Below are 16,378 nucleotides of genomic sequence, written 5' to 3' on the forward strand. Positions count from 1 at the left end.
TTTTGTTTTGGCGTAAAACGCTTGCGTAGCTTGATGCCCAGCCCATGCTCTCGTCCAACTGGTTCCGCAGCAATTTACAGCAGTTTATTGATACAACCTACGGAAGTATCCGGCAATGGCCAAAAACGTAGCTCAGAAGTTGATCGCAAGTCACTTGGTTGAAGGTGGTATGAGGTCCGGCGAAGAGATCGGTTTGAAAATCGATCAAACACTGACCCAGGACGCGACCGGCACCTTGGTTATGCTGGAATTTGAAGCCCTGGGAATTCCGCGCGTCCGGACCGAGCTTTCCGCCCAGTATGTGGACCATAACCTCTTCCAGGAAGACTTCAAGAATCCCGACGACCATCTGTTTCTGCGTAGCGCCTGCAAGAAGTTCGGCCTTTGGTACAGCCGCCCCGGTAACGGCGTGAGCCATCCCGTACATATGGAGCGCTTCGGTGTGCCGGGGAAAACCTTATTGGGCTCGGACAGCCACACCTGTGCAGCCGGCTCGTTAGGGATGCTGGCCATCGGGGCGGGCGGCCTGGAGGTGGCGATGGCGATGGCGGGGGAGCCATTCCACATCAAAATGCCGAAAATCTGGGGCGTCAAGCTGGTCGGGGAGCTTCCTGACTGGGTGAGCGCCAAGGATGTGATCTTGGAAATGCTGCGCCGACACGATGTGGATGGCGGAATCGGCAAGATCATCGAGTATTACGGTCCCGGATTGATGGCCCTGAGCGCCATGGACCGGCACGTGATCGCCAATATGGGGGCCGAATTGGGCGCCACCGCGACGGTCTTTCCATCGGACGAGGCGGTCAAGGAGTTCCTGAAGAGCCAGGGACGGGGTGATGCCTGGCGGGAAATCCTCGCAGACGAAAATGCGGCATACGACGAACACGCCGAAATCAACCTGTCAGAGCTTGAGCCGCTTATCGCGCTGCCCAGCAGTCCGGGTAATGTGGTGCCGGTGCGCGAGGTGGCGGGCAGGGAAATCTATCAGTCCTACATCGGATCGTCCGCCAATCCGGGGCTCCGGGACTTTGCCATTGCCGCCTTCATCGTGGATGGCAAACAGGTGCACGACCGCGTTTCCTTCGACGTCAACCCCACCTCCCGTCAGATTTTAGAGAACATGATCGAATTGGGCATTCTCGGAAAACTCATCCGTGCCGGTGCGCGCCTGCACCAGGCGGGTTGCGGCGGCTGTATCGGCATGGGACAGGCGCCAGCCACTGGACGCATTAGCCTGCGCACCGTTCCGCGGAATTTCCCTGGTCGCTCGGGCACCAAGGAAGATCGGGTTTATCTGTGCAGTCCGGAAACCGCCGCCGCCTCGGCCCTAGCCGGCGTCATCACCGATCCGCGCATGCTGGACATGGCGTACCCCCGCTTCAAGGAGCCGGAGACCAACCGACTCAATACCGGGATGCTGGTTCCTCCCGCGTCGGAAGGCGCGCCGTATGAACTGGAGAAGGGCCCCAATATAAAACCGCTGCCGACTCTGGAGCCCCTGCCCGATCAACTCGAAGGGCCGGTTCTATTGAAAGTAGCGGACGATATTTCCACGGACGGAATCATGCCAGCCGGAGCCAAGGCGCTGCCTCTCCGCAGCAATATCCCGGAACTCAGCAAGTTTGCTTTCAGCCAGATCGACGAGACCTACTACGCAAGAGCCATGGGCTGTCAAAAGCGGGGCTCATTCATCGTGGGCGGCGCCAATTATGGCCAGGGTTCGAGTCGCGAGCACGCGGCCCTGGGACTCCGCTATTTGGGCCTCAAGGCGGTGCTTGCGAAAAGTTTTGCCCGGATACACCTGCAGAATTTGAGCAACTTCGGCATCCTGCCATTGACCTTTGTCGATCCGGAGGATTGTAAAAAGATCGCCCAAGGCGATGTGCTTTCCATCCCGGATGTGCGAAATGCTATCCGTAAAGGAAATCGGGTGAGGGTGATCAATCTGACTAAGAACGAGACCTATGAGACCGAGCACCCGATGACGCCGCGCCAAGTGGAAATGGCGCTGGCGGGCAGCCTGATCAATCTGGTCCGGCAGAAAAGGTTGAACCTATCAAGAAATAATTGATCGACCGTGTCAGCACCTTTGCAGATTCAGGTAGGTGTAACGACCTACATTTGAAACAGCGTCAACAAGCATTCAACACAATTTTGAACCAGAAATAACTGCGACTATCAGTTCCACCGTGACTGGCTTTTCACCCGTCTGGAAGCCGGCCTCCAGTGCTAATATCAGGTGCAGCTGGACGTGCGCAGCTTGGTGGCCAGCATGTCGATCGCTTCAGTCGTCAGGATTGACTCTGGCTTGGTTTTGGTAACAAAGCTCGCGCCGAGCAGCCAATGAATGTATTCGCGCTGGCTCCCGGCGATGCTGCCCAGGGTGAAGAATCGGTACGGTAGCCAATTTCCTCCATCGTCGGCCGCCGCAGGTCATTGCGCAGTTTTGGATGACCGAACAGGATCACCGACAGGCGGCCACCCCATCTTCCACGACTTCCATCAGGCGCTTGAGGCCGATGAGCGTGTGCCCATTCAAGTCATGCGCTTCATCAACGAACAGTGCCACCGGGCGTTTCCCCTTCTTCACCAGCTCCTGCAACTCGCGCTCGCGTCGCTCGCCTTGCTTGGGAATCTGTACCAGCTTGTCCTGCATCAAGTCATAGAAGAGTGCCGTAATCAGGGTCGCGAGCTTGATACTATGCTTTTCCACCGATAGCGATTTGGCGACGGCCACGCGATTTTCATCCTTCAGAATCTGCTGTAGCCGTCGCAAGGTGACAGTTTCAAATGCAGGCTGTTACACCTAAGAGAGGGTATGCAAAAGCTGGGATTGGCTTGCCGTTATATTCATTAGCCTGGCGCACTGATAAGCTTGTCATGGAGATCACGCAGCTCCACCGCTAGCGCTGATATTCTGCCCCGTAACCCAGCCCGCTTCTTCGCTGACCAGAAAGAGTACCAGGCGCGCAATGTCTTCCGGTTCGCCGATGCGACCCTGGAAGGACATTGCGGCCATCCGTTCGATCGTTTCCTTATTTTTTCCCGAAATAAACATTTCGGTATTGACCGGCCCCGGTGAAACGATATTGGCCGTAACGCCGCGTTCTCCCATCTCCTTCGCAAAGACGCGGGTCAATTGCTCGACAGCGCCCTTGCTTGCCGCATATGCACCGTAGTTCGGCAGCATAAGCCGAGTAACAGTGCTGGAGAGGCTGACCACGCGCCCGCCATCCGCGATCCGCTTGGCAGCCTCTCGCAGGGCATAAAAAACGCCTTTTATATTGATGTTCAGGACGCGGTCAAACTCTTCATCGCTGATGTCGGCAATTTGCCTGGATAGAAGCACGCCTGCATTATTGACCAGAATATCAAGATGCTTGAAGCGTTCGATTGCGGCATCGAACAACATTCGAACTTGAGCCGAGTCACTGACATCTGCTTTGACTGCCAGCGATTCACCGCCTGCTTCCGCTATCGCGGCGCATACCGCTTCAGCGGCACTCGGGTTCGCGGTAAAGTTAACCACGACCTTTGCGCCCGCACCAGCCAGCGTGCGGGCAATTTCCGCGCCGATGCCCCGCGACGAGCCGGTGATAATGGCAACTTTATCCTGAAGCGGTTTTTTCACTACTGTATTTCCGGGTGAATGCTAAATACGGCGGTGTTCCGCGCGTGGTACTTGTTTTCGCTGCTTCTGCTATCTGTTTGTCACTTGTAACGCGGCATCAGTCAGCGATTAATTCCGTCAGGTTGGACTTGGCCTTCGGCGAAGCTCAATTCTATTCCGTTCCCTGCCGGGTCCTTGAAAAATAGCTGGGCGATACCAAGAGAAGGTACCTGGCCTTTCCGGAATTCCACATTGTGCCGTTTCAGGCGCGCCTCCATTTCCGGGCGATCGGTACAGGTAAACGCCACGTGATCAAAAGTGGTGGCGATATGCGTAAGGCGCACTTCATCCGGGCGTGCCTGGCTCAAGTGGAGAACACATTGCTCGCCTGCATAAAGCCAATACCCAAAGCTCTCAAAAGATGGACGCTGGCCTTGCGCAAGTCCCACTATTTCGCAATAGAAATCCTTGAGCTCATCTATCAGCTCGCGCGGACCGCGCAAATTATAATGATTGAATCCAATCGTGCTCATGTCGCTCCTGACAATTACCGGTTTACCTGGAAGAATTTCGTTATTCCGTCGCTCCATTGGTTTTCAACAATTCAGCGACTTTCTGATGATCTTTGCCCAAAGCCCAGTCCAATGCCGTTTTTCCTGACTCGTTCCTGATGTTGGGATCGGCGCCGTTTTCCAGGAGCACCTTTGCGGTATCCACATGGTTGCCTCTGGCCGCCATCATTAATGGGGTTGATCCGTTGTCGGATACCGAATTGGTTTCCGCGCCTCCTTCCAGTAATAATTGGACGATTTTCGTGTGACCGGCGATGGCGGCATAAAGCAGTGGATTCCATCCCTTATGGTTGATTTCCGCACCCTTGACATACAGTTTCTCGACGATATTCCCAAGCCCGTTATAGCTGGCGAGCATAATGGCGGTTTCGCTATATTTATTGCGCAAGTTGAGCTTTGCACCAGCCTTTATCAGCAAATCAACAAGCTCGGCATTCTTGTTACGGACCGCAACCATCAAAAGCGTATTTCCCTGCGCATCGGGTGTGTTGGGGTCGGCACCCTTGGCAAGCAACTTCGCCATATCCGTGGCGTTGTTGTCCTCAGCCGCCCAACGTAAATCCTCATAGACGCCTGCCAGGGCAACCGGCTGCTGCCACAAGCTGACTGCAAGCATCAGACCGGCAGCGAAAAAGAGTTTTCCTGGTAAGCTCATCGTTCAGGCCGCCTTGAATAAGTTGAAAAAATTTTCGGTCGTGGCTATGCCCACTTCGTCGATGCTGATACCGCGCAATGCGGCTATTTCCCCCGCCACATGCCGCACAAAGGCAGGCTGGTTCATTTTGCCGCGATGCGGCACCGGCGCAAGATATGGCGAATCTGTTTCTATGAGCATTCTCTCCAGTTTGATTCTCTTGGCCACATCCTTTAAAGCAACGGCATTCTTGAAAGTGACAATCCCGGAAAAAGAAATATAAAAATTCATTTCCATCGCCTGTTGAGCCACTTCCCAGCTTTCCGTGAAGCAATGCATCACCCCGCCGACACTATCCGCACCCTCCTCCGCCATGATACGCAACGTATCGGCAGCTGCCTCGCGTGTATGAATGATGAGCGGTTTACCGCACTGCCTGGCAGCACGGATATGCTGGCGGAAGCGTTCCCGCTGCCATTCCAGATCGCCCTTCAGGCGAAAGTAATCCAGCCCCGTCTCGCCGATGGCGACGATTCGGGAGTGTTCGGCCAGGGATGCCAGTTGCGCTGCTTGTGGCTCGGCCAGATTTTCATAATCAGGATGAACACCCACTGAGGCAAACAGGTTCGGATGGGCTTCCGCCAACGCAAGCACTCGAGGAAAGTCTTCCAGGTTAACGCTCACGCAGAGCGCATGGCTAACATCATTCGCCCGCATCTTCTCCAGCAACTCGTTGAGGTTGCTCGACAGATCGGGAAAATCCAGGTGGCAATGAGAATCGACAAACATGACTATGGAACCTCTGAACAAGTACTTCCCGTAGACTATCGGCGGTAGCTGGCCGCAAACCCGGGGTGATTGCAAGCGTACGACGAAGGGGATAGCTTAGTCTACGATGCCAAGGAGTGCAACGCATTGGGCGTGGATATTGCACCGGTGCAAGTCAAGTATGGTTGCTTATGCTTCGACTTGAGATGATGGTGATGCCGCTGATAGCGCAATGACATAGGAAAACAGCAACTCTTCCAGGAATAATCGAGCATTGAGAGGATGGTTTGCCAGCAGTTGCGCGTCGGCCAGGGTCCGCGAGTACGTTGCCAGTGAACGCGGCTCAATCCCTGGCGCCAGCAATTTTATGGCGGCCAGCCTGTCCAGATGGTAACGAACCTTGCCGGTTGTACGAAAGCTCATCAAGTCGTAGCACCATTTCTGTAGCCAGTTGACCACCGTGGGCAAGTCTGATTTTTGCAACTCTTCCGCCAGCGCAATCGGGCTGAGATCGGCGAGCTTACTGATCTGTCCGATAAAATCGCCATGCCGCTCCAGATAATCGTCATCGTTGAATTCCAGTGCCAACAAAGGCGCATATCCAGCGGAAGCCAGGCATGCTTCCGGATCTTTGATCCCCTGCTGTTGAAGCCAGGCAATGGCGGTTGCAGGATCAGGCACGGGCATTGCAACTTGCAGACACCGGCTGCGTATGGTCGGCAGCAAATACTGCGCGTGATGGGTAACGAGGATGAACAGTGTTCGGGGCGGCGGTTCTTCCAGGTTCTTCAGCAGCGCATTGGCAGCGGCTGCATTCATGGTTTCCGCCGGATGGAGCAGGATGATCTTGTAACCGTTCTGATGGCTGGATATATTGATGAAATCGGCCAGATCCCGTATTTGCGTGACACTGATCTGTTTGCTCGGTTTTTTCCTCGATTTCGCGCCGCTGGCCTCTGTCGTGGCGCCTGAGGCAGACCCAGGCGTGGAGCCCGGCCTGATATCGCTGCTTCCATCGTCCCCGGTATCATCGGGCGATCCTGCCATCGTGGATGGTGCCGATATGGCTTCCGGCTCGATCAGGCGATAATCCGGATGACTGCCTTGTTCAAACCAGTGGCAGCTTGAACAGGTTTGGCATGCCTCGCCTTCAACGGATGGATGCTCGCAGAGTTTGGATTTGGCCAGGTAACGGCCGAATGCGAGTTTGCCCAAGCCCTTTCTGCCCCTCAGCAGCAAGGCATGGACTGATGCCCTCCTGCTTCCTTGAACATCCTGGGCCAATCTCCGCCAAGTTTCTTTTTGCCATGAATAAATATTATTCATTAACAGAAGGATAGAATGATTTTTTCAACTGATTTCTGAACTTCCTCAAGAGGCTGGTTTGCATCTATCACAGAGATACGTCGCGGAAACCGACGGGCCCTCTCCAGGTATGCATTTCGCACTCTGTGGAAAAACTCATCCTGTTCCGCTTCGAACCGATCAGCCAGCTTGATTGCATCTATCCGCCGCCTGCCTAATTCGACTGTTACGTCGAAATAAAGCGTGAGGTCGGGTTGAAATTCCCCTTGCACCCAATGCTCGAGCTTATCGAGTTTCTCTGTTGCCAAACCCCTGCCACCGCCCTGATAGGCGAAACTGGCGTCGGTGAACCGATCCGAAATCACCCAATCGCCACGATCCAGCGCCGGCAAGATAACCTTGTCCAGGTGCTCCCGCCGTGCTGCGAACATCAGCAGAGCTTCGGTTTCCGCATGCATGGCCTGGTCGCTGTCAAGCAGAAGCTCGCGCAACCCTTCGCCCAAACGAGTGCCACCCGGCTCGCGTGTCACGATTACGCTTTTTCCCCTGCTACGCAAAAGGCTCGCAAGCCAGCCTAGGTGGGTACTCTTGCCTGCACCGTCTATGCCTTCCAGGGTAATGAATTTATTCTTGGACAATTTGGAAACTGTCATTCTCGGGATTGCTGATCAGGCGGATGGCCGGTGTATTAGAAGACTGCTTTTCATTTTCCCCCCGTATTGTTACTCTCCGCGCAGTTTAACTTATACTCGCAAGCAGCAGTAGCCTTGTCGGATATCCTGATTTTACCAAGCTCAAAGCCGACCCCTAAGCTAAACAATAAGCACCGGAAATTGGAGTCCCGCATTAAACAGGTATACCATCATATTCGACGGACCAACATATTCAGGAGCTCACCCATGACACGGCATATGAAGCGCTTATGGACGCGATACGCGGCTATGATTGCTCTGGCTTTGGGACTACTATCCTTGCCCAATGCTTTCGCAGAACAGGTAGAGCAGGAGCCGTCGGCAAATGATGTGCCCGAAGACGCTTCGCGTCCTATCGGGGAACCGCTCACCGATTTCGAGAAACTGGAGTTGTACCACCGGCGCTACAGCAATGCTGCCAATGGTATGGCCCAGTTGTTCAAGCAACTGAATCAAAAAATCCAGGAGGTCTCACTGGCAGTAAAGACTGTCGAGGCAAAAGATAATTCCCATAACCGGCGCCTGTTGGAAACAAAACTAAAGCAGTTGGAAAGTGCACGGAACTCCTACAGCAGTCAATATTCGCAATTACACTCTCAAATGCAGAATGAATATCGCAACTATATGGCCATGAACGCCAATCTCAAAGCCAGGCACGATACCATCGACCCTTCAAGGAACCCGCAGGATACAGCCGAAGGCCGTAAAGATGCAAAGACGCAGCCTGCCAAGGTCAAGACCTCGAAGGTGAAAGACCAGAAGGGAACGAAGGTAAAAACCAGAGAACCCAGGACGCAATATCTGGAAGCTGACGACAATACGGCTAAAGATCCCCGAATCATGGATATGGATACCACGGAACTCAGGGAAAGGCGCGACGGGAGCGGTCGTTCGAATCCGGGCTTGACTCCGGGCCCAACATCGGGCCCAGCCTTGAACGCTGTGCACTAAGACATCTTGTGCAACCCCTTGTAGGAACTCACACCTGATCCCACGAAGCAGGGTAGGAAAATAAGGGGAGAATTGCCCATTATTCGAGGGGTCCGGGAGGTAAAAGGTTACAGGCATGCTGCCTGCAACCGAGTCTCAAAGTGAGTTAAAGTATAGAGTTACAACAAACGTAGCACATTGCTACGCGTGAGCATTCCCTTGATCCCCGCCCTCCCGGCTATTCGTGAATACCCCATATCTGGGTAAGACGCGCATCGCGACCACAACTGCTGCGGTAATAGGAATAGCGGAGGGGATTTTTGATGTAATAATCCTGATGGTATTCCTCCGCCGGGTAAAACTTCGTGGCGGGTAAAATCTCGGTCACGATAGGCTGTGTAAAACGACCAGAGGCTTCGAGCTCGGCTTTGGATGCCTCGGCCTGCCGCTTTTGATCGGCATCATAATAAAAGATTGCACTGCGATATTGCGAGCCTTCATCACAGAATTGACCGTTGGGAGTGAGGGGGTCGATCGTCGGCCAGAATGCAGCCAGCAGCTTGGCAAAATTGGTTTTTTCCGGATCGAAGCGCACCTGCACTGCTTCAATGTGACCGGTTTTTCCTGAAGATACCTGCTTATAAGTTGGATTGGCCACCTTGCCGCCGATATAACCGGATGTGGTGGATATAACGCCGGGCACCTTGTCGAAATCCGCTTCCGTACACCAGAAGCAACCGCCAGCGAAAATGGCAGTATCCGTAACGGAAGACCCGGCGGGCGAGTTGGCATGTTGACTCGCTGAGGGACCGACAGCCGAGGCGTTGATATGTGCACCCGGCGGTTCGCATGCGGCTAACATAACCAGCATCACGCTCATCATCACGGTATCGAACATCCGGCGGAAAGGATGGGCTTGAGGCATGGCGTAAAATATAAATGGCTTGAACATAGTCCGGGGCTGGGGGTTAATCAACCTCTGAGTGCCGGCAGCTGTTCACCTTTCAGCACGAATCGGAGGGCTAGGCCATTGTTACACCAGCGCTCTCCCCTGGGAAGGGGTCCATCGTTAAATACATGGCCTTGGTGACCTCCGCAACGCGCACAATGGTATTCCGTGCGCGGCAGTATCATCTTGAAATCGCGCCTTGTTTCCATATGTCCTGCGATGGGCTGGGTGAAACTGGGCCATCCCGTGCCGCTTTCATATTTGTTCGCGCTATCGAACATCGGCAGATAGCACGCGGCACAAATAAAAGTGCCTTCCCGGTCTTCACGATTCAGCGCGCTACTGCCCGGAGGCTCCGTATCTTCTTCAAACAATACCTTATATGCGGCGGGCGAAACCAGGCCCCGCCAATCTTCATGCGGTTTGTTCAGGGGTTTTACCGTTATCGCAGTTGGCGAATTTACCGCTGTTTTGCTGCTTGAGCATGCCGAAATCAACGGCAGCCCCGCCAGCGTGGCAAGACTTTGCAGTACGGCGCGTCGATTCATGGAATCCTCCTTCGGTTATTACAAACTTTGACCTTGTACGCACAGTTATGGTTCTTCAGGGCCTGAACAAGCTCCCTTCGATGTTTTCCGAGTGGAATGAATTGAAAAAATCCGTTATTTTTCGATGGCGGCGAGAATGGCATCCCTGCTGCTGTATCGCGGGCGCCATCCCGTGGCTTTCAGTTTTGCGTTACTCAAGGTCGCATCCACCAAAGCCGACCGGATCCAGGATGGGTGTATGGGCGAACCGAGATATTGCCAGCGAACGAATGTTATCAGGTGCGCCAGCCATAATGGGGCGAGTATGGGCTTCGCACCGATAATTTTATAGACCTCACTGAGCCGGATGTTGCCATCTGGAACAGCGTTAAAGGCGCCAGGCATTTCGGTGCGCACTGCCTGCCCAAAAGCTTCAGCCACATCCTCTTCATGCACAAATTGCGCACGTGGATCCCGGCCTGGGAAATTTGCTGCATTCTCGCGAAACCCCGCCACTGTCACGCGATTGCGCGGACCAATGATGTAGCTGAGGCGGAGCAAGGTCAACACGATCCCGGACGGTTCCACAACCTCTGTCAGTATCTTCTCCGCGATCGCCTTATTGTTCCAGTAGTACATGGAGGAATCACCTTTTCCGGTAGGAAATTCTTCTTTTACGTTATCTGTTCCTTGCACCAGGGTGGGGTCGTACGCCGAGATACTGCTGGCATAGATAAACTTTTGAGCACGGCTTTCGACCGCCGCCCGAGCCAGATTCCACGTGCCTCTTAAATTGATGTCATCGCGAACTGCCGCCGGCATCCTGGATGCCCACTGCACAAGGAACGCAGTGTGTACAACGACCTCATGCCCGGCTATTACACTCGCCAGTCCAGGTGAACGGATATCCATCTTGACCAGATTTACTTTAGCCGACAGGGGCGTTGGCGGCGATGTATTGTTAATCAGGCCGGTTATATGCTCAACCTCTGGCATATTGGCAAGATGAGCAACCAGCACATTTCCGAGATAACCGCCGGCTCCAGTGACAAAGATATTCAAGCCCATGAGGAAGGCTTTCGGACAATAGTTCTGGTGCCTGGAACAGGCTTTCGCACCTCAAGGGCTGAACACCGGGTCATATCGATCTCCGCCTTCCGGCAAGAACTCCACGGAAGCTGCCGAAATCGCCTTTCGAAAAATGACTGGATTGAAATTTCACAAAACTTTTATAGTAAAACAATAATTTCATCACATAGGCTGTGTTAAATGAGAACCACGCCTCTCATCCCGGAAAATGCTGCGCCCGAACGGTCATGGATAATTCTACGCAATGTCGATTCTACAGGTCGTAAGCTTTTATTTTCAAGAGAAAAAAGTAAGGGACAGAACGGGATAGAGAAGAATAGAGAGGGGACAAACTAGCGTGGTCTTATAATTATTTTAGGGGAAATATCATGCGACAAGTTCGATCCTTTTTGCCTTCACTCGGAGCAGGGATAGTGGCATCTCTGCTCTCTATCCCTGCCTGGGCTGTTCCATTCACGGCGACCGGTCTTGTGACCGATAATCAGGCGTTAAATCCCGCACAACTTACCGATCCCGGTCTCAAGAATGCATGGGGGATTGCATACTTTCCGAACGGCCCGTTCTGGGTCTCCTCGAATGGTACTGGAACATCGCCTTTATATAGCGTGGACCCGGCAACACAAGCTACTGCCAAGCAACTGTTGACAGTTTCGATCCCTGGCGGCGGCGTTACCGGGCAAGTATTCAACAGCACCGCATCATTCAATGGCAATCGCTTTCTGTTCGTCAGTGAAAACGGCAGTGTTTCCGGTTGGCGCCCGGCGCTGGGTACAACCGGATTGATAAATGCCGAAACCATCGCCCCGGCTTCGACGAATAATATTTACAAGGGCGCAGCCATCGGTAGCGTTTCGGGACAGGATTACCTGTACGCAGCCAACTTCAAAGCCGGCACCGTGGATGTCTACAAGGGCACTACCTCGGCCCCGGCGTTGACAGGCTCATTCACGGACCCGAGTCTTCCTGTGGGATATGCTCCTTTCAATGTTCAAAATCTCAACGGCTCGCTCTATGTCACATACGCCTTGCAGGATACAGCCAAGGAGGATGAAGTCGCGGGCTTGGGACTGGGCTTCGTCGACAGATATAACCTGAATGGCGACTTTGCGGAGCGGGTTGCGTCAGGCGGAACATTGAACGCGCCATGGGCGGTAGCTACCGCGCCATCATCGTTCGGCCCGATGGCAGGCGACCTGCTGGTGGGTAATTTCGGCGACGGTCACATAAACATTTACGACCCGAATACTCACGCGTATCTTGGACAAGTGCTCGATGCCAGCAATAGACCGCTGGCGGTCGATGGATTATGGGCACTTTCCCCTGGAAACGATATGTTGGCCGGGAGCAGCCACCTGTTGTATTTCACTGCCGGGCCCAATGAAGAAGCCCACGGATTATTTGGCGTTCTGACACCGGTTCCGGAGCCATCAACCTATGCAATGATGCTCGTTGGGCTTGGGGTATTGGGTCTGCTGATCCGACGCCGCGCTTCGATTTAGGAAGGGAAAAGAAAGATCCCAGGTTTTTATCGACTGATCAACATAAATCGGCATGCCCGGTCTGATTCTGCTGATCGGGACATGCCGCAAAAATGCTTGACTTTATTTCTGGTAGTTTTATCATGTAGTCGTTGGATAAGTGATCCCTCCTTTGTAAGTGGAAACTCTAAACCCGAACCCGGCCCGTCCGTCTTCGGGTTTTTTTATTTCACCATGACTCCAGCACCGAATTTCGGCGCGAGCATCGAGCCTGCCTTCGAATTGTCGTAACAGTGTTGCGACAATTCGGACTTGCCTCTTGAGTGCATGCAGCAGGGCTGGAAAATCATGCCCGTTACGGGTATAGTTAGGAGCCAACGTAGTATGAACGTACTCAAGCGCAAAGACTTTGCACGGTGGCAAGCGAGCGAGAAGCTACCTGATGCGGCCTTGTGCAAGGCGGTTAAGGAGATGGAAGGCGGCCTGATTGATGCTGACTTGGGCGGCTTCCTCTACAAGAAGCGGGTAGCGCGTCTAGGTGGTGGCAAGAGTGGTGGCTATCGCACGCTGTTGTCAGCCCGAATCGGCGACCGCTATGTGTTCCTGCACGGGTTCCCGAAAAGCGACAAGGCGAACATCACGCAGGATGAGAAGAAGGCGCTGCAATTTGCCGGCAAGGTGTTTCTGGAGCTATCGGCCGAAAACCGGCGAAGACATTGCAGGCTGACGTGTTAGTGGAGGTGTGTTGTGACGATCAAGATCATTGAATCCCTGCGTGGCGATTTGGCCGCATTGCACGATGCTGGCGCGATCGGCAAGGTGACGATGCGCGAGTTCGACGCGATCTGCCCGCCGCCGGTGCGGGAGTTCAGTGCTGCCGATATCAAGCGGCTGCGCGAAGAATTGAAGTTCAGCCAACCGGTGTTCGCGCATCACTTGCATACGACAGCATCGACTGTACGCAAGTGGGAGCAAGGCGATACCCGTCCGGCGGGGCCTGCCCTGAAGCTACTCAACATCATCGCTGACAAGGGCTTGCAGGCCATCATCTGATACGAGATTGGCCGTACGACGGAGACACTGTGGCGATACGGATTGCCCCTTTTAACTCGCAACACCTTGAAGCTGCACGCCGCGTCCTTGCTGATACCGCGCAAGACCTGACATTCCGCCGTCGGGCTCGCGGGCTGCGCCCCACGCCTCTAAGTCACGGCCATCCGGCTTTAATTTAATCGATGACTTTGCGATAACCGCGACCCGTAACCTTGGATCACAACCAAAAGATTGTTGGTCAACGCCATTCCACGTAGCAACAATTACCGCTTTTTATCTCGTTTGTTTCGTTATTTATCGCGCCTGAGCACCAGTCCTGCTATTTCCATGGCGAGACCAAGCATGAAAAGAATGGCGCCGATCCAGATGTTTTCCGGCGCCAGGAACATCAGCATGCCGCCCAGCACAAGCAGCAAAATGGATAAAAATCGTTTAGTGCGACGATTTCTGGGCATGATTTGGAAACCTATCGTGGATAAGATGATATATCACTATAGACCCCACTCGGAAAAATACCATCATTCCAACGAATGCGGGAATCCAGGCGGATGCAACAAGCATGCGTTTCCACGGTTTCGTACAGCAAGTCCGAAGCCTGGGCGTCATCCTCCGCTGACTGCACCTTGCCTGGCCTCCGCCTCCAACTCCAGCTCCAGCTCAAAGCCCAGCGAATCATCAAGGGATAAAAGCTGCTCAATAACCTGATCAATTTGGGGAGTGATTGCTGCCGGAACGATGTTCTGCGCCAGCGACGCCTTAAGTGCTTCCTGTAAGCGCAACGGCTTCTCCATCAGCAAGCGACGTAAGTCCGGCGGCAGTCCCTGGCGAAAAAGAGCATAGGGTACCGCGGGTAACAGCATATATTGAAATGACCATTGCGCATCCAGCCGCAAATAATTGAGCTGCTTGGGCGAAATGCCCGTTTTACCGCCCAGGAAATGCAGATCCTCCTTTGTTAATTCGCGAGTTGGCACGCTTTCGATCAGCGGTTGCAGCTCGGCAAGATATCGCTCGTACTCCGACGGCCCGCGAAATTTTTCCAGTTCAACCTCAAGATCGACAGTTTGTTGCGGCGAAGCGTTGAATATAATACCCGACACGGCGATTTCACCCCCCATCCCCTTCCCCTCGGGTTCGAACGCGCGGATGACCAGATCGGCCCGCGCTTTTTCCGGCCGCCGCAACTGGCCGGTGGTATAGGCAATCTCATAGAACCCTTGAGTATCGGCCACCGCCTGTCCAAGCAACGTCTCTGTCCGCATATCCCGGTCGAACGCCTGCACGATGACATCCGGCAAAGGAAAGCCATCCGTCTGTCGAACGGCGCCCCGGACAATACGCAGCTCTCCCTCGGCTTTCGGCACCGTAACCAGAATTTCCACCGCCTGGTTTCCAGGCAGAAGGTTTTCGATAAAGGTATCGGTATCGAGCGCTTGATCATCCTGATGTACGCGGAACAGAACCTCGACAGTGTGTCCTATGCCGAAAAAAGATTCGTCAACCGGGATAAGCGTCATGCCTTCGGCATCTGTCGTGCCTGAGCGAATCAGTTGCTGGCCGTTAATCTGGAACACGGCGTCAACCTGTACCCTCGGCAAAGAAGCATCCGTCGCATGGTTTTTAACCGTTATTGTCAACGCATAGGTTTCAGGTTCGAAGTGGTGGACCGTGATGTCGAGGAATTCCTGAATAGCCGCTGAGGTTTTTCTGCCTTCCGCAACGATATTTCCTTGCGGATCAAAGACGTGAACCAGTAGATTGGGCCCTTTTCTGCCGTCCGACTGCCAGGCAAAATCGATGCGATAATTTCCATTGGTCTGAAGTGCAACCGTATTTCCGCGTGGGACAAGATTAGTCGGCGACAGTGCATCGAAAGCGCGCACGGTAAAGCCGACAGTGCTGATCGGGGTGCCGTCTGCTTGACTGACCTGGCCGCAAACTGTATGAATAGATGGCTGAGGGATGTCCGGTGCGGTAATAACGGTAGCAATGGTTTCGAGTCGTTTTTTCAGATCCTCGGCTTGATCGGGTGGAAGATTCTCAATTGTAAAACCACGTTCCCAAAAAATTTCCGCAAAAGCGTTTTGTCTACGCCCGATGGGCATCACCAGCCCAAACAGGGTACGCAATTCACCATTGGCGATAAGCAGGCGAATGGTGCTGTCTGTGGCGATATAACTCGAATATCCCAGGTTTGTCAGCGCTTTTTTTAATATCTCCAGATCGTTTTTATTCAATTTGTCGAGTAATACGCCATGCGCAAGGATATGCGGCCGCAAGCTGCCGATACCTTGGATGATGCCCAGCAGCTTCGTGAGGATAGCCAGTTTCCTGTCCGGCTGGATAAATTGAATGGTAGCCCGCATGTTGGATTTTTCCCGGATAAAAAATGAGTGCCTTATATAAGCATGGCTTCGCTTTGACAAATCGATAAGGCGGCGCCCCATGTTCGGCTGGCTGATCTTTTCAGGCTGGCCTGGACAGTTCGAAAAGAAGCTCCAACTCATCGGGTACCTGGACCGGCCTTTGGCAGCTTATCGAAGCGTAAACATGCTCAGTCATGCTACCTTATCTATAGCGGCTCAGGTCGTCGCCTCATCACAAACCAGTTGCCCGGCATAACGCAGACATATATTTACTTACTATTCGAATAGGTGTGGCCGATTGAGGCACCCGTTTTAAACATAGCTGACGAGAATGAGAAATCAAGAATAAATCGCTTTCCGCTGCCCCATCCCGCTTTTCGTACCCGGCCCTTCCGCTGCGCTAAA

At 53.6% G+C, this 16,378-nt stretch carries 15 protein-coding genes and 2 pseudogenes; 5 read left to right on the forward strand and 12 right to left on the reverse strand.

Annotated features, from left to right (window positions below; all coding sequences use genetic code 11):
- The first annotated feature begins 115 nt into the window (after window positions 1–115).
- A complete protein-coding gene (locus BLP78_RS05315; protein ID WP_090457256.1) occupies window positions 116–2,071 on the forward strand; it encodes an aconitate hydratase in 1,956 nt (651 codons plus the stop codon).
- Window positions 2,072–2,161: 90 nt separating this feature from the next.
- On the opposite strand, the pseudogene BLP78_RS05320 reads toward BLP78_RS05315, so the two are convergent.
- The 7 genes and pseudogenes from BLP78_RS05320 to tmk all read right to left on the reverse strand — a co-directional run.
- Window positions 2,162–2,788: pseudogene (locus tag BLP78_RS05320) on the reverse strand (AAA family ATPase); the annotation flags it as partial.
- A gap of 99 nt (window positions 2,789–2,887) precedes the next feature.
- A complete protein-coding gene (locus tag BLP78_RS05325; RefSeq protein WP_090457258.1) occupies window positions 2,888–3,631 on the reverse strand; it encodes an SDR family oxidoreductase in 744 nt (247 codons plus the stop codon).
- A gap of 101 nt (window positions 3,632–3,732) precedes the next feature.
- On the reverse strand, window positions 3,733–4,143 hold the full coding sequence (locus tag BLP78_RS05330) for a VOC family protein (RefSeq protein ID WP_090457499.1): 411 nt from the start codon (window positions 4,141–4,143) through the stop codon (window positions 3,733–3,735).
- Window positions 4,144–4,183: 40 nt separating this feature from the next.
- Window positions 4,184–4,837, reverse strand: coding sequence for an ankyrin repeat domain-containing protein (locus BLP78_RS05335; RefSeq protein ID WP_090457261.1), 654 nt, complete (start codon window positions 4,835–4,837; stop codon window positions 4,184–4,186).
- Window positions 4,838–4,840: 3 nt separating this feature from the next.
- Window positions 4,841–5,605, reverse strand: coding sequence for a TatD family hydrolase (locus tag BLP78_RS05340; protein ID WP_090457263.1), 765 nt, complete (start codon window positions 5,603–5,605; stop codon window positions 4,841–4,843).
- Between the two features lie 168 nt (window positions 5,606–5,773).
- Window positions 5,774–6,910: a DNA polymerase III subunit delta' gene (gene holB / locus BLP78_RS05345; protein WP_090457265.1), complete on the reverse strand. Its 1,137-nt coding sequence runs from the start codon at window positions 6,908–6,910 to the stop codon at window positions 5,774–5,776.
- A complete protein-coding gene (tmk, locus tag BLP78_RS05350; protein ID WP_256330089.1) occupies window positions 6,910–7,542 on the reverse strand; it encodes a dTMP kinase in 633 nt (210 codons plus the stop codon). Before tmk ends, holB begins: the two co-directional genes overlap by 1 nt.
- 246 nt (window positions 7,543–7,788) lie before the next feature.
- Between tmk and BLP78_RS05355 the strand changes: the two genes are divergently transcribed.
- Window positions 7,789–8,532: a hypothetical protein gene (locus tag BLP78_RS05355; RefSeq protein WP_090457268.1), complete on the forward strand. Its 744-nt coding sequence runs from the start codon at window positions 7,789–7,791 to the stop codon at window positions 8,530–8,532.
- Window positions 8,533–8,749: 217 nt separating this feature from the next.
- On the opposite strand, the gene msrA is transcribed toward BLP78_RS05355, so the two are convergent.
- From msrA to BLP78_RS05370, 3 genes are all read right to left on the reverse strand, one after another.
- The gene (gene msrA, locus BLP78_RS05360; protein ID WP_256330091.1) at window positions 8,750–9,463 is read right to left on the reverse strand and encodes a peptide-methionine (S)-S-oxide reductase MsrA; all 714 of its coding nucleotides are present in this window, start codon (window positions 9,461–9,463) and stop codon (window positions 8,750–8,752) included.
- Between the two features lie 20 nt (window positions 9,464–9,483).
- Complete coding sequence (msrB, locus tag BLP78_RS05365; protein ID WP_090457270.1) at window positions 9,484–10,008, reverse strand: peptide-methionine (R)-S-oxide reductase MsrB; 525 nt, start codon at window positions 10,006–10,008, stop codon at window positions 9,484–9,486.
- A 114-nt stretch (window positions 10,009–10,122) separates the two neighbouring features.
- On the reverse strand, window positions 10,123–11,055 hold the full coding sequence (locus BLP78_RS05370; protein ID WP_090457272.1) for an NAD-dependent epimerase/dehydratase family protein: 933 nt from the start codon (window positions 11,053–11,055) through the stop codon (window positions 10,123–10,125).
- A 389-nt stretch (window positions 11,056–11,444) separates the two neighbouring features.
- Between BLP78_RS05370 and BLP78_RS05375 the strand changes: the two genes are divergently transcribed.
- The 3 genes and pseudogenes from BLP78_RS05375 to BLP78_RS05385 all read left to right on the forward strand — a co-directional run bounded on the left by BLP78_RS05375 (window position 11,445) and on the right by BLP78_RS05385 (window position 13,607).
- On the forward strand, window positions 11,445–12,575 hold the full coding sequence (locus BLP78_RS05375; RefSeq protein ID WP_090457276.1) for a TIGR03118 family protein: 1,131 nt from the start codon (window positions 11,445–11,447) through the stop codon (window positions 12,573–12,575).
- A gap of 363 nt (window positions 12,576–12,938) precedes the next feature.
- Window positions 12,939–13,321, forward strand: a pseudogene (locus BLP78_RS05380) (type II toxin-antitoxin system RelE/ParE family toxin).
- Window positions 13,302–13,607, forward strand: a complete 306-nt coding sequence (locus BLP78_RS05385; RefSeq protein WP_090457278.1) for a helix-turn-helix domain-containing protein — start codon at window positions 13,302–13,304, stop codon at window positions 13,605–13,607. The pseudogene BLP78_RS05380 and the gene BLP78_RS05385 overlap by 20 nt, the downstream one beginning before the upstream one ends.
- Window positions 13,608–13,897: 290 nt before the next feature.
- Here the strand turns inward: BLP78_RS05385 and BLP78_RS15515 are convergent, their stop codons facing one another.
- Together BLP78_RS15515 and BLP78_RS05390 are read right to left on the reverse strand one after the other, a co-directional pair.
- A complete protein-coding gene (locus BLP78_RS15515; protein ID WP_176752786.1) occupies window positions 13,898–14,062 on the reverse strand; it encodes a hypothetical protein in 165 nt (54 codons plus the stop codon).
- 147 nt (window positions 14,063–14,209) lie between these two features.
- Window positions 14,210–15,973, reverse strand: a complete 1,764-nt coding sequence (locus BLP78_RS05390) for a hypothetical protein (RefSeq protein WP_143002893.1) — start codon at window positions 15,971–15,973, stop codon at window positions 14,210–14,212.
- Window positions 15,974–16,378: the final 405 nt, after the last annotated feature.

This window comes from Nitrosospira sp. Nsp1 (assembly GCF_900100985.1).
Classification (GTDB): domain Bacteria; phylum Pseudomonadota; class Gammaproteobacteria; order Burkholderiales; family Nitrosomonadaceae; genus Nitrosospira.

Bases quoted from the DNA above. Each gene is read 5' to 3' on its own strand.
- holB (WP_090457265.1), bottom strand. From the start codon at position 6,910: ATGAATAATATTTATTCATGGCAAAAAGAAACTTGGCGGAGATTGGCC.
- BLP78_RS05340 (WP_090457263.1), bottom strand. From the start codon at position 5,605: ATGTTTGTCGATTCTCATTGCCACCTGGATTTTCCCGATCTGTCGAGC.
- msrA (WP_256330091.1), bottom strand. From the start codon at position 9,463: ATGTTCAAGCCATTTATATTTTACGCCATGCCTCAAGCCCATCCTTTC.
- BLP78_RS05370 (WP_090457272.1), bottom strand. From the start codon at position 11,055: ATGGGCTTGAATATCTTTGTCACTGGAGCCGGCGGTTATCTCGGAAAT.
- BLP78_RS15515 (WP_176752786.1), bottom strand. From the start codon at position 14,062: ATGCCCAGAAATCGTCGCACTAAACGATTTTTATCCATTTTGCTGCTT.
- BLP78_RS05375 (WP_090457276.1), top strand. From the start codon at position 11,445: ATGCGACAAGTTCGATCCTTTTTGCCTTCACTCGGAGCAGGGATAGTG.
- BLP78_RS05315 (WP_090457256.1), top strand. From the start codon at position 116: ATGGCCAAAAACGTAGCTCAGAAGTTGATCGCAAGTCACTTGGTTGAA.
- BLP78_RS05390 (WP_143002893.1), bottom strand. From the start codon at position 15,973: ATGCGGGCTACCATTCAATTTATCCAGCCGGACAGGAAACTGGCTATC.
- BLP78_RS05335 (WP_090457261.1), bottom strand. From the start codon at position 4,837: ATGAGCTTACCAGGAAAACTCTTTTTCGCTGCCGGTCTGATGCTTGCA.
- tmk (WP_256330089.1), bottom strand. From the start codon at position 7,542: ATGACAGTTTCCAAATTGTCCAAGAATAAATTCATTACCCTGGAAGGC.
- msrB (WP_090457270.1), bottom strand. From the start codon at position 10,008: ATGAATCGACGCGCCGTACTGCAAAGTCTTGCCACGCTGGCGGGGCTG.
- BLP78_RS05330 (WP_090457499.1), bottom strand. From the start codon at position 4,143: ATGAGCACGATTGGATTCAATCATTATAATTTGCGCGGTCCGCGCGAG.
- BLP78_RS05355 (WP_090457268.1), top strand. From the start codon at position 7,789: ATGACACGGCATATGAAGCGCTTATGGACGCGATACGCGGCTATGATT.